The sequence below is a fragment of the Achromobacter xylosoxidans genome, from assembly GCF_002192695.1.
GTDB lineage: Bacteria > Pseudomonadota > Gammaproteobacteria > Burkholderiales > Burkholderiaceae_B > Achromobacter > Achromobacter xylosoxidans_C.
In genome coordinates, this window is the sequence record NZ_MTLG01000047.1 from 1 (window position 1) to 12,351 (window position 12,351).

Sequence of the window (12,351 nt, forward strand, 5' to 3'; positions counted from 1 at the left end):
GTTCTCGATGCGCGCAGCCGAGAGCACGCCCTTGTTGCCTTCGTCGGCGCCTTCCGCACGGGCCTTCAACCACTCCTGCACGATGATGGCGACGAAAGGCAACGCGAATACCCCGCTGGATACCAGCACCGCCCAGATGCCGTTATGGACGATCCAAGACACCAGCGTCAGATAGTACTCCAGGTAGTCGGTTGTAAAAAGCGTCATGGCCTCGATCCCCTCAAGCGGCCTGCATCAACAGGCTGGCTTCCAGCGCCACGATGGCAACAATGCCGGCGACCTCAGCGCGAATCAGCCGGCGTCGGGCCAGCGTGCTGTCCTCGCGCGCCAGCAGCCGTCGCCGCATCCAGACCCAGCCGTAGGCCGTCGCCCCGTACAGGCACAACCGCCACACGAAGAAGTAGCCCGATGCGGCCCCGAGCCACCGCTCCCAGCCGGCCACGCTGCCGACCAGGTAGATGCCGGCGATGTTGGCGCCCACCGCAGCGGCGACGATCGCGGCCGTCCACAGCAGCGCCTTCGCCGCGCGCCGGCTGAAGAGCCAGCGCAAGGGGCGCCAGGCCATGCGCTCCGCGCTCATGGCCGACCTCCCGGATTGCCCTTCTGCAACTGGTCGAGGCGGTCGGGTACCGGGTCGCCCTCATAGATGCCGCGGGAACCCGCCGCCCGCGTGCCATGGCGCTGGATGATGGCCATCGGCGAGTTGTTTGCCAGTTCGCGCCGCAGCTCCAGCTCGGTCTTCAGGTTGCGGATCTCGCGGTCGAGCGTGTCGCTCTCGTGGTTCACGGCCTCGACCGCCAACTCGTTGGCTGCCACGTTGGGCTCTTTCTTGCCGGTGAGAAGCGTGCGCTGGAGCAGCAGTGCCTTCTCCAGCACCGACGACAGCGCCACCTCGGACGCGAGGCGCCGCGCTAGCAAGTCCTGGTCCGGCTCGTCGCGCAGCGCCTCGATGACGCCGCGCGTGATCGGCAGCGACGTGCTACCAGCCTCACGCAAGTTCTCGAAGGTGGTATTGCGCGTGCCGGAAACCAGCTCCTGCAGGACCTCCAGCTTGGTTTCGTACTCCTCCTGGATCAGCGGCGTCAGCCCGACGCCGGGAACGGTCTCGGTCTTGGTGCATGAGTCGCACGTGCGCTGCACCTGTTCACCAAGGACCCGCGTGGCCCATTCGGTCGCCTGCTGCGGCGACGTCCAGGTCTGGCAGGACAGGCTCGCGCAACTGGCGGGCGAGATGGAGGACGTGTCGGTCACGCCGCGCCCGTTGACCAGGTTGTAGCCCGCGCGGGTGACATCGCTGACCACCCGGATGGCGGACTGGCCCGCGCCACCGGCATTGCTGCCGCCCACCCAGGGAACGCCGTCGTTGCCGCGTCGCGTCTCGGCCTGCTCGACGGCCGACACGGCATCGTTGCTGCCAACCGCGTCACGCAGCGCCATGCCTTCGGCCATCTGGCTCCAGCCAAGCTGTCCGCCCGCCGTCTCGGCCATCTTCTCGGCCATCGCGCGGCACGTCAGCTTCGAGCGGTCGAAATCCAGCCGCGCCTGCAGCACGCCATTGGTCAGCAAGTTGTACAGACCCGGATCGGCGCGCTGGATGATCAGCGCCGGCAGCGATGCGACCGCGCTGGTCGCGCTCTGGATCACGTTGCTCATGATCTGCTGAAAGCCATTGGTGATGCCGTTCAGTTGATTGCGCAGCGTGGTCTGGATGCTCATGTCGCCGCAGATCAGGTTGCTGTTCCACCCCACGCCGACACCGATGGAGCGCATGCCGGCCGCGCGGCCCATGGACACCGCGCTGCCGCCGCCGATCGAGTACATGACGTCATCCCCGAGGACGGGACCGCTGTTCTGGTATCCGACCTGCGCCCACGCCAGGCCGCAGACCAGGGCGAGCGTGCTGGCCAGCGCCGTCGGCCGCAGCAGGCGGCATGCCTTGGTGGACAGGTTCATCGGTTCAGGACGCTTCATCGTGGCACCTCAGAGGAAATCGACGCTGCCGAGGAACACCTGGCCCCGGCGTTCGCAGCACGCATAGGGACGCCACAGCGCCCAGGCGTAGTCGCCTTGTTGGGCCTGTGTCAGGAAGCCGTTGCGCGGGAAGACCGTGCAGGACGAGGACAGGACGGGCGTGAGTTCCTGCCACTTGCCGGTCGAGGCATCGCCCTCCATCAGCGCGCCGGCCGGCCAGTAGCCATCGCGGGAGTTGGCGAGCAGCGGCTGATAGACGTGGATCTGCCCGCGGCGCGTGACCACATCGCCGGCCCGTTGGGCCACCACGGCACCGGCCTTGTGGTCGTCCGTCTGGTGCAGGAAGCCGCCGCGCGGATAGACGTTGCCCCAGAGGTTCAGGGTCGAGCGCGCGCCGACCTCGCGCATGCCCGGGATCAATGCCTCCGGGTACACCATCTCCGGTACGTTGTAGCGCCAGGCCGGCGTGTCCAGCGTACTGAGCAGGTACGGCATGAAGGCCGTGCCTGCGCCCTCGCAGAAATAGCCCGAGGACGAGACGAACTGGTTGAACACCTCGACGCCGGGGTGGCCGATGACGTCCGCGTTCTTGAACTTCGCGAGATTGTTTTCGTGATCTTCATTGGTGGTGCCGTCCCCGCCGGCCTGGGCCGAAGGGTTGGGCGTGCTCATGGCGCGCACTTCGACCCAGGGGTTCTCGCCGGTGTTCGAGTAGGACGAAACCACCGCATCGGGGATGTAGTGCCTGACCTTGACGGACGTGCGCACCGTGCAGCCGGTCCAGGTGCAGTAGAGCCAGTAGCAGATACCCACCACCCGGTACTCCAGGCAATCGGGCGAAGCCACTGAACCCACGATGGTCGCCGTGTTCAGGGCGTAGCTGCCCGTGGCGCTGAGCAGCAGCACGGAGGTGACGGCAGCCCGCATGCGGCGCAGAAGGTCGAATGAGCGGATCACGGTTCGGCCCTCCGGTGCTGTTCGATGCGCGCGATGGCGCGGGCCACGTCAGGCTCGCCATAGACCACGTAGCGCTGATCCACCACGACAGCCGGAATGGTGGTGATGCCCAGGCTCCATGCGTCGGCAACGCCCTGGTATGCGGTGGCGATGCGACGCTGGAGGTCAGCGCCCCCCTGGCTCAGCCGGCGCTTCACGATGGCTGTTGCCTGTCCGGGATCGGCGGGCAGCGCCGCAGAAAGCTCCGCTTCGATCCGGGGCGCTTCATCCAGCTCGATCAGCTGCTCGCCACCCATGGTCCTGACCGGGTGACGGCTGTCGGTGATGATCACCACATCGGCGGCGAAGCTGGCCGGGCTGAACACGGCCAGGGAAGCCGGCAGCGCAACGGCCAGGCCAAGGGTTCGCCAGCCCGATGCGAACCTGGATGAAGATGCTGGCATGTCGAGCGCCCCCAAGAGTTGTCAAGGGCCATAGTCAAACGCCGAACGCCATGCGGCCCCAACAAACAATGCGCATCGCGGACTGCCCGCATACCTGCTTGTCTTGCGCCAATGAAAAGCGGAGGCCGAAGCCTCCGCGTGGATCAAGGAGCCGGTGCCATTGCTACAGCAGGCCGGATTCCGCAAAGGAGAACGGGGCACCCTGGCCGACGATGATGTGGTCCAGTACCCGCACATCGATGAGCGCCAGCGCGGCTTGCAGTTGCTGGGTCAGCATGCGATCCGCGCTGGACGGCTCGGAGACGCCCGAAGGATGCTGGTGGGCGAAGACCACCGCGGCGGCATTCAACTCCAGCACACGCTGCACGACGACACGCGGATAGACCGAAGTCGCGTTGATCGTGCCCCTGAACAGCGGCTCGTAGGCCAGCACCTGGTGCAGGCTGTCCAGGAACACAGCGGCGAATATCTCATTGGGCTCAGCGACCAGTTTCAGACGCAGGTAGTCCCGTACAGCGGCCGGTTGGCTGAGGCACGGTCCAGCTTTGAAGACCCGTCTCTCCAGCAGCACGATGGCTTGCTGGATGATCCAGTCCTCGTGTTGGGCAGCGATGGCGGAAAGCGACTCCAGGCAGGAGTCATTGACGGCGAAAGACATGGCGAACCTCCAGACGGTGAGATCGGAGGGCACTCGCCCTGGGAGGGCAAGCCCTCCTGGGGAACGAACAAGGTGCATCCATCACCGCGGCAGCGGTGATCGTTCGCGGCCAGGATGCGAGGCGAACGGGGTTGTGGTCAGCGCAGCGGACTGCGCCGTAGCCTTGAAGACCGGGGCTACCTGGGCATGTCGCCGACGACGTCGGCAGGCATTTCCGATGTGGGTGTGGCGGCGGGATCGCCGGCCGCGAGCATGTCCATGGCCGACAGCAAGGCATCGCCCTCGATCGGGCCCTGCAGCAGGATCGCCTTGCCGGTTTCGCGATCGTGCAGCCGCAGCGACGGCGTGGCGGTCACGCCGCTGTTCGTGGCTTCCGCAGTTTGGGTACGAATCGCCGCGTCGGGCCGCTCGCTCGCAATGCACTGTTCGATGGCTGGCGTCAGGGCGGGGTGGCGCAGGTCTTCGGGCAAGCCCTGGCCGTCGCTGTGTGTGTGGACATAGACCCACTCGACAGCCTGCCAGAAGGCGGGATGGCCGCCGGCTTCGCCCGCGCATTCCACCAAGCGCGCTTCGGCGGACGCGGCCGGCTCATGCGCGGCCAACGGCAGGTGGTGCCATTGCAAGGCCACGTCCGCATTGCCGGCTACCCAACGCTTGAGGACAGGGAAATAGGACCGGCAGAACGGGCATTCGAGGTCCGCGTAGAGCGTCAGCGTGAAACGACCTGCCGGGTTGCCCATCTGCCAAGGAGGCCCGGCCACCTGCGTCTCGCTGACAGGCGCCGAGGTTTGGGGCGTGGACTCGCCTGGCGAACGGGACACGAGCCAGATCAGCAGCAGCGCAACCAGCACTGCGCCTAACGCCCATGGCCAGCGGGCCCGCCAGCGCCGACGGCGGAACGCCTGGACCTGCATCGGAATGGATGAGCGTTTCTGTTCCATGGCGTTCTCCGGTGCACGGCAGATTCAGGGCAGGGCCAGGGCCGGCGACTCGATGCCGCGTGCCCGGTCGATCTTCTCGGCCACCTTGAAGGCGGCATCCAACTCGCTGACGCCGTGCTGCTGCATGAGCTGGTAGCGCTCGGCCTTCTCTTCGGGTTCGGTCTGCGCGAGCGCGAGATACAGGCTCGGCGGCACGGCGCGGAAGAGCACCTCCATGCTCTTGGAGAGGATGACGCCCTCGGTGAACTTGCCCGCTTCCTTGCGTGCCGAAAGCATCAGCGCCTTCTGCGCCGGCGAGAGTTCGCGGAATCGTGCGATCTTCTCCACCTCGTCCGGCGGCATCGACAGGCAGATCCACCACTCGATCATGTTGAGCATGGGCTCTGCGGCGCGCGGCAGATCGTCGATGTTTTGCGTCGCCAGCCAGAACCAGGCGCCCAACTTGCGCCACATTTTTGTAATTTTCACGACATACGGCGCGAGCAGCGGGTTCTTCGTGATGATGTGGCCTTCGTCGGTCACGTTGATGATCGGGCGGCCGAGATACTGGTCACGCTCCGCGATGTTGTTCACCGTGCTGATGAGGCTGATGTACGCGATCGAGAGCTGCGCGTTGTAGCCCTCACGGGCATAGGTCGCGAGATCCACCAGCGTGATGTCGGCCTCGGGCCACGGCGTGCCGTCGCGGTCGAACATCTCGCCGTCCGTGCCTTGGCAGAACATGTCCATCGCGTCCGCCATCTCCAGCAGCCGCACGCGCCGCATCTCGGGCAACGTCGGGTCCTGGCCGCGGGTGCGCAGCGCATTGCGCACGTCGCGCGTGAGCACCGTGCGCTTCTCGGCCACGCAGTGCTCGGCGGCGTCGAGGATGCACTGGCGGATCAGCGAGCGGTCGGCGCGCGTCATCCTGGCTTCCTCCTTGTCCTCGCCGCCAGTGATCATCAGCCGCGCCGTGATCTCCAGTTCGCCCAGCACGTCGCGCTGTTCGTCCGCCTCCATGGCTGAGGCATCGGGTGGCAGGTCTTCGTCCAGCGCATCGGCATCGAGCGTTTGCACATCGCTGGGCGTTTCGATCAGCCGGCGCGCGTCGGCGAACGGCGCTAGGCTGATGCCCGATCCGGGGGCCAGCTTGACCCGATTCACGGTCAGGCCCAGGCGCCTGGCGAAGTCGCTGAACAAGCCGAAGCTATTGCCGGCTTCCACGATGAAGAGGCGCGGCCGATAAATGGCCGTGACCTGGTTCAGCAGATTGTTGAGCGTGGCCGATTTGCCGGAACCCGTCGGGCCGAACAGGAACAGGTGGGCGTTCATCTGCCGGTCCAGGCGATTGAGCGGATCGAAGGTGATCGGCCCGCCGCCGCGGTTGAACATCGTGATGCCTGGATGCCCCGTACCCTGGGCACGGCCCCACACCGGCGACAGGTTTGCCGCGTGCTGGGCGAACATCAGTTGCGTGTACCACCGGCGCCGATCCTTGCCGGGGTTGTAGCAGCACGGCAGCCAGCGCAGGTAGCTGTTGAGCGGCGCCACCTCATCATCCTCTCGCACCGGCTGCAAACCAGCGTTGAGCATCACGTTCGCCAGGTCCAGGCCGCGCCGATCCAGTTCCGCCTCGTCGCGCCCGCGCAGGTAGAACGCCAGCGTGCCCCGGTAGAGCTTGTGCGCGCTGCCGATCAGCGAGCGGGCTTCATGCACGTCCTTGAGCGTCTGCTCCGACGCCAGCGTCTCGCCCACGGCCTTCTTCGCCAGGTGGTTCAGATCCGATTCCAGGACATCCTGGGGCGTGGCAACCATCGTGAGACAAAGCAAGGTGTCTTCCGGCATCTGGTCGAACAGCGTGTTGATCGCATCGCCCTTGCGGGTCTCGCCGGTTAGATGTCCCGTGCCGGGCGGCATGCGCAGCCGGTCGGTGATCAGCACACGGTGCGGCATGCCGTCGAAGTACCAGGTGCCGTGCTCCACGTCGGAGCGTGGCTGGCCGAAGAACAGCCGCTGGCTGAAATCCCGCCCGCTCGCCAGTTCGATCTCGCCGGCCTCAGTCTCGTCCGGGTAGCGCGCCAGTGCGTAGAAGCGCTCCCGGTCCTCTGTACTGGGCCCGAGCATCGCGGGGCGCGGATTGAGCCACCGCAGCAGCCAGTCGTGGACGTCGGCTGCGACCATGCGCCGTGCCTGGATGCCGGCGTTCGCCAGCCCGCCACACAGGCGGTCGCAGACGATGTTCAGCATCTGCTCGGGCGTCTGGCCGCGGCGGCTTGCCTGCCCGGTGGCACGTCGATAGACCACCATGCGCACGCGCCGCGTCTGCCCGCGCCAGCGCAGCCGCGTGACCACCGTGTCCTCGAACAGGCCGCCGGGCTTGGCCACCGCACGCAGATGGTGGCCGAAGAAGCGCAGGTAGAACTCGGTGAACGCTGTCCCGCGGGCACGTGGCTGCACGTAGTCACGCAGGGTCTGCATGTACTGGTCGAAACTCGGCTCGTCCTGGGCATAGAGCTGGAGCACCCAGGGGTTCTCGTCCAGCTCATCGAAGCTGTCCTGCAGCGCGTTCTCCAAGGCGTCGCGGGCGTGGGCAAGCCAGCCCGGTTCCCGGCCCTCGGTCCCCAGCGGCACCAGCTCGAAGAAGGCCGCCACCGATTGGCCGTCCTCCAGCAACATGGACCTTGACTCGGGCAAGAACTCGACCCAGGGCAGCAGTTCCACGAAGGACGGTGCGACCTCGTACAGCGCCTGCTCGTCGGCCTCCGTCGCCGGTTTGCGGCCCCGGACTGCCGAGCCGGGTTCGGGGATGCCGGCTTGGCGCAAGGCCTCAATGTGGCGCTGCCAGCCGTCCGGCTGCTCGTCATCACCAGCGCCGGATGCGGCCAGCTTCAGCGCGGCCGGCTTAGGCCAGGGAAGTTTCCAGCGCATCAGTAGTCCTCCACGCGCTCACCCGGCATCGCGTACTGAATGCGCTGGTACAGCGGGAAGACGGTCGTGTAGCCGGGCACCGGCACGGGATCGGTGCCGGCCAGGTGCGGGTACACGTACATCACGAGATCGGGATTGGGCAGGCGCTGGAACTGGCGATGGACCTCGTTGCGCGCGGTGCGCGTGTAGCGCATCTGCTCGGCAGGTGCGGCCTGCATATCGGCGTCGGTCAGCGGCCGACGCAGGCTCTGGCGCGCATCGAGCAGTTGGCCGCCGGCGTTCCGTCCGGCTGCGCCACCGCCGTCCCCGGCCTCCTGCTGCCAGATGTCCATCATCGTGCGGTCACCGTGGGTCAGCAGCTTTTCCTTGCTGGTGGCGCAGCCGGCGAGCGCCGCGACGGCGAGGACCAGCGCCAGGCCACGGGCCAAGCTATTCAAGTTCGAGAGCATGGCTTTCTCCTGTGCGGTGATCGACCTTGCGGCCTTCGGGATCGAAGTCGATGGCGAGCGGCTTTTCGAGGTGGACGGCGACCTTCGCGCCGGGCTGGACATAGACGGCGGCGAACGCTTGGCCGTAGAGCTTGTTGACCCAGGCCGACATGTCCCGCACGCCGCCCGCCAGAATCTGGCCGACCGCCTCCTGGCCGCTGATGCCCACGGTGCCGATGGAGCCGTCCGAGCCGACATAGGACATGCGGCCGCTGTCGCTCTCGATGAGCGAGGCCACGCCGGCACCGGCCGCGGTGATCAGGGCCTGCGAGCCGAGGTACTGCTGGGCGTTGCTGCGCCGCTCGCCGCTGACGCAAGGAATGCCGTGGGGATCGCTGATCCAGCCCAAGCCATCGCGCTGCTGGTTGTTCTGCTGGTTTCCTTCGCGGTCTTCGGGGATCGTGCGAATCGTGCCGTCGTTGAAGACGAACGTGATGCTGCGCACCTGGCCGCGCACGCAAGAAAGCGTCCAGTCGCCCGAGGCGGTGCCGCTGAACACGGCGCCGGCCACATCGGGAATGTCGATGCCGTTCGCCGTGAGGTTGTCCGGCCCCACCAGCACCTTGAAGGGGTACGGGTCGTTGACGGTGCCGTCGATCGGCACACGCCCGATCAGCGCTGTCATCGCCACCGAGCCCATGAGCGTGGAGTTCGTGGGGACGGTATAGACGGGCTTTGCGGTCTTGACGCCCGCGGCGCGTGCCCCGGCGTTCGTCACGGTTTCCGCCGTGGTTTGCAACGTGCTCTGCTCGGGGCCGAAGCTCGTCGGGAAGCTCATGCCGCCAGCCGTGCCGCGCCCCCTGTTGCGTCCCTCGGCAGGCTTCGCGTCATCCGGTTCAACCCAGCGCATGCCGCCTTCCATCCCGGCCTCGTCGCCCCCCTGCAGCCCCAGGCCCACGGGCAGATCGGCATGGCTGCCACCGCGCCCACCAATGCTGTCCAGGCGCCGCTGCAGGTCAGCGAGCAGCCCCTCGGTCTGCTGGCGCTCGCTGGCCGCCTGCTGCTGGTCGCGCCGCAGGTTGGAGCGTTCGGACTCCAGCGCAGAGTTGATGCGCTGGTCGATCGAGCTCTCGCGCTGACGCAGCCGCTGGTTTTCCTCACGCTGGGATTTGTTGTCCGAGAGCGCGGTCTGAAGCTCGGTGCGCAACTGCTTCACTTGGGCAACGAGCGTCGCCACGGTGTCGCGCGGGGTATCCCCCTCGATGCCCAACGCTTTCATTTCCGCAGGCGTGAGCTTGGCGCCGGCATCCGCGGCCGGTGGTGCCGAAGTGCTGCCACCCGAGAACAGCCGGATGGCGACGAACAGCACCAGCAAGGCAACCGGGATCATCAGCCACTTCAGGAGTCCATTACTGCGCATCGGGGGCCTCCTTGGCGTCCGTGGGCCTGTCTTTCGGCAGCGGGAGATGTGCGGCGGGGTCGAAGCGGTGGATCGCGGGCAGCAGCGACTGCGCAAGGCCGCGACCGCGCGTCACCAGGTACAGGACGGTCGTGTCCTCGGGTGTTCCGCGCGGGCCAAGCGCCTCATGTTGGAAGGTGGCGGTGAGGAAGTCGCCTTGCAGCACGCGCGGATCAAGCGTGACCCAGCCCGCGCCCGTGTTGGTCAAGCGCACGGCGGTGACCCACTGGTCTTCCAGGCGCCACGACGCGAGCGCGAGTGCGCGCACGGGCAATGTCGGCATCAGCGTGCCGAGGTCCATGTCGCGGCGCAGGTTGACCCGCATGACGCCCGGCAGCGGTTCCACAGTGCGCAGCGGCGCGTAGAGGTTCTGTGCGGCGAAGCGCGTCAACACGACCGGGACCGGGGTTTCGCGCCGCGCTGCTCGCGTCCCTGCCTGGTCCTGGGCGCGCGCCGGGGTCTCGTCGGCACCACCGGACTGATTGCCATAGCGCGCTGGAGTGCTGTTGCCTTCGACGATTCGCACCGGCTCCAGTTCGGCTTCCCCGTCCTTGGGTGGTTCGGCGGCGATGTCCAGCAGGATCAGCGCGCCCGTGTCGGCGTCCTGCAATTGCAGCCGTGTCGGCTCGATCGGCTCGCTGGCGCGCAGGTACACGGCGCCGCCCGCACTTTGAACGCGCAGGCGCTCGCCCACGCCCGCAGGCACGCCGACGCGGACGTTGCGGTCGATGAACACGATGCGCTCCTGGCCGACCTTCAGCGGCACCGCCAGCGGCATGCGCTCCCAGCGCAGGATTTCCACCGCCTGGGCGATGGGTGCGGCGGCCACGGCCAGCAGCCCCAGCAGCGCGAGTACAGGATGCTTCATGGGGTGGTTCCTCCTTGAGGCGCTTGCGGAGACAGGCCGCCGGATGCCGGGCGCGTCGGCTCCGGGGTGCTGATGCGCTGGGGCGTGCCGGCGTAGCAGTCGAGCGCCAGGCCGAACGGATTGCGCGCGGGGTCGATGTCCACTTTGGTGACTTTCACGGGGTAGCGCACCAGGGCGCGCTTGACTTGTTCCGCGCCGTAGTACTCGTCCGCGGTGATGTCCAGCGTCACCACCCAGTCGCGATCGGAGACCGTGCGCACGCGCGCCGTAGGGTCGTCGCCGTAGCCGCGGCCAGGGATTTCGTAGATGCCGCGCACGCGCTGGCGCAGCTCGCCCGTGCTGCGGCGGTAGTCGTAGTCCGCGCGCAGGAAGGCTTGGCAGGACGGCGTGAGGTACGGCGAGAGCGTGTGGAGGTTGCGCGCGTAGTCCTCTTCGCCATTCGTCGGCCAGCGATTGAGGGTCTGGAACACGTAGAACGTGAACGCATAGACCGATTCGGGCGGCACCTCCCACCACTTGCGGGTGCTGCCCGAGCGCAGGTCAGGCGGGACGTGGATGGTCAGGTCGCGCGGCGCGCTCCACCAGCCGCCGCCCATGACCAGGGCGACGATGACCAGGGCACCGGCACCCAGGCGAAGCGTCTTGATGTGCGCCTGCAGGTGGGCGATCTCGTTCTTGAAGCGGCTCATCGTGCGCTCCTTGAGGCAGACCGTCGGGTGGTCCAGAAACCGGAGCGCGAGATCAGCACGTGGCCGCCCACCCAGCCCGCCATCAGCGGATGCAGCGTGGCGATGCGCCATTGCAGTTGCCGATACAGCCAGGTGTCGGGGCGCCCACGCTTGAGGCGGCGCAGGATGCCGCCGCCGATGAACACGCCCAAGGCCACGCCCAGGACAACGAACGTCGGTGCGATGGCAATGGTGCGGAGCATCCACGAAAGCGGCGCGCCGACCAGCAGGCCGGCCGCGCCGGACAAGCCGCAGCAGATCCACAGCTCGTCGGCGGTGAGGCCGCGCACGACAACGGGGTGGCGGTTAAGCCGGTGCGGAAGGAACGTCACGGTCCCGTCCGCACGGACGTGCTGCTGATCGGACATACCGGCCTAGCCTTACAGGATGCCGGTGGCTTCGGTGAGCAGCCAGATGCCGATCACGAGCAGCACGGCGCCGATGGCGACCGTGAGGCCGAACTGGCCCCACGTCTTACGGCCGGTGTGGATTTCCGCGTAGGTGCCGTAGGCGTGGTAGCAGACGCCGATGAACATCGACGCCACCACCAGCAGGGCCACGAGCATGATGATGTCGTAGCCGTAGTTCCTGATGGTCTCCATGATGCCGTTGCCGGTTCCCCGCGTCGGGTTCTCCAACTGCGGCAGACCTTGTGCGAACGACAGCGCCGGCAGCGCGGCGGCGCCCAGTACCACGGCGGTGCGCTGGGCAAGATGGGAATTGAGGATGCGGTTTTGCATGGTCAGGCCTTTCAGGTCAGGAGAGGAGGAAGAAGGTCAGCACGAGATACATCGCCAAAAACCGGACGACGACGCCGAGGAACTGGCGCTGGTTGAGGCGGCTCTCGGACCACCCCACGTAGGCCGTTCGGATGGCCCAGACGCCCCAGACGAGCAGGACCGCGAACACGACGCCGACCAGGACGGTCGCCATCGCAGAAGGCGCGATGCCGCTGTTGGCTTGAAATGCCGAGACCTGGGCGCCGTTCATG

14 protein-coding genes and 1 pseudogene are annotated in these 12,351 nt (G+C 67.2%); all 15 read right to left on the reverse strand.

Features of this window, described 5'->3' with window-relative positions; genetic code table 11:
• Positions 1-207 (reverse strand): annotated as a pseudogene (locus BRO63_RS04785) (conjugal transfer protein TraG N-terminal domain-containing protein); the annotation flags it as partial.
• A 13-nt stretch (positions 208-220) separates the two neighbouring features.
• Entirely contained in the window at positions 221-580 is a 360-nt protein-coding gene (locus BRO63_RS04790) for a hypothetical protein (RefSeq protein WP_058181979.1), read from the reverse strand.
• Entirely contained in the window at positions 577-1,971 is a 1,395-nt protein-coding gene (locus BRO63_RS04795; protein WP_058181978.1) for an integrating conjugative element protein, read from the reverse strand. Before BRO63_RS04795 ends, BRO63_RS04790 begins: the two co-directional genes overlap by 4 nt.
• Positions 1,972-1,980: 9 nt before the next feature.
• Entirely contained in the window at positions 1,981-2,928 is a 948-nt protein-coding gene (locus BRO63_RS04800) for a TIGR03756 family integrating conjugative element protein (RefSeq protein ID WP_088138676.1), read from the reverse strand.
• On the reverse strand, positions 2,925-3,371 hold the full coding sequence (locus tag BRO63_RS04805; RefSeq protein ID WP_013520787.1) for a TIGR03757 family integrating conjugative element protein: 447 nt from the start codon (positions 3,369-3,371) through the stop codon (positions 2,925-2,927). The genes BRO63_RS04800 and BRO63_RS04805 overlap by 4 nt, the downstream gene beginning before the upstream one ends.
• A 163-nt stretch (positions 3,372-3,534) precedes the next feature.
• Complete coding sequence (locus BRO63_RS04810) at positions 3,535-4,029, reverse strand: JAB domain-containing protein (RefSeq protein WP_003050103.1); 495 nt, start codon at positions 4,027-4,029, stop codon at positions 3,535-3,537.
• Between the two features lie 176 nt (positions 4,030-4,205).
• Positions 4,206-4,970, reverse strand: a complete 765-nt coding sequence (locus BRO63_RS04815) for a DsbA family protein (RefSeq protein ID WP_003050104.1) — start codon at positions 4,968-4,970, stop codon at positions 4,206-4,208.
• 24 nt (positions 4,971-4,994) lie between these two features.
• Positions 4,995-7,877, reverse strand: coding sequence for a conjugative transfer ATPase (locus BRO63_RS04820; protein WP_003050106.1), 2,883 nt, complete (start codon positions 7,875-7,877; stop codon positions 4,995-4,997).
• Complete coding sequence (locus BRO63_RS04825) at positions 7,877-8,326, reverse strand: TIGR03751 family conjugal transfer lipoprotein (RefSeq protein ID WP_003050109.1); 450 nt, start codon at positions 8,324-8,326, stop codon at positions 7,877-7,879. The genes BRO63_RS04820 and BRO63_RS04825 overlap by 1 nt, the downstream gene beginning before the upstream one ends.
• Entirely contained in the window at positions 8,307-9,725 is a 1,419-nt protein-coding gene (locus tag BRO63_RS04830) for a TIGR03752 family integrating conjugative element protein (RefSeq protein ID WP_088138677.1), read from the reverse strand. Before BRO63_RS04830 ends, BRO63_RS04825 begins: the two co-directional genes overlap by 20 nt.
• Positions 9,715-10,632: a TIGR03749 family integrating conjugative element protein gene (locus BRO63_RS04835; protein ID WP_047350883.1), complete on the reverse strand. Its 918-nt coding sequence runs from the start codon at positions 10,630-10,632 to the stop codon at positions 9,715-9,717. Before BRO63_RS04835 ends, BRO63_RS04830 begins: the two co-directional genes overlap by 11 nt.
• The gene (locus BRO63_RS04840) at positions 10,629-11,321 is read right to left on the reverse strand and encodes a PFL_4703 family integrating conjugative element protein (RefSeq protein WP_047350882.1); all 693 of its coding nucleotides are present in this window, start codon (positions 11,319-11,321) and stop codon (positions 10,629-10,631) included. Before BRO63_RS04840 ends, BRO63_RS04835 begins: the two co-directional genes overlap by 4 nt.
• Entirely contained in the window at positions 11,318-11,728 is a 411-nt protein-coding gene (locus BRO63_RS04845; RefSeq protein ID WP_047350881.1) for a TIGR03750 family conjugal transfer protein, read from the reverse strand. The genes BRO63_RS04840 and BRO63_RS04845 overlap by 4 nt, the downstream gene beginning before the upstream one ends.
• A 12-nt stretch (positions 11,729-11,740) precedes the next feature.
• Positions 11,741-12,100 carry a TIGR03745 family integrating conjugative element membrane protein gene (locus BRO63_RS04850; protein WP_088138678.1) on the reverse strand — a complete coding sequence of 120 codons (360 nt, stop codon included), beginning with the start codon at positions 12,098-12,100 and terminating at the stop codon, positions 11,741-11,743.
• Positions 12,101-12,116: 16 nt separating this feature from the next.
• Complete coding sequence (locus BRO63_RS04855; protein ID WP_053817027.1) at positions 12,117-12,350, reverse strand: TIGR03758 family integrating conjugative element protein; 234 nt, start codon at positions 12,348-12,350, stop codon at positions 12,117-12,119.
• Between the last annotated feature and the right edge of the window lies 1 nt (position 12,351).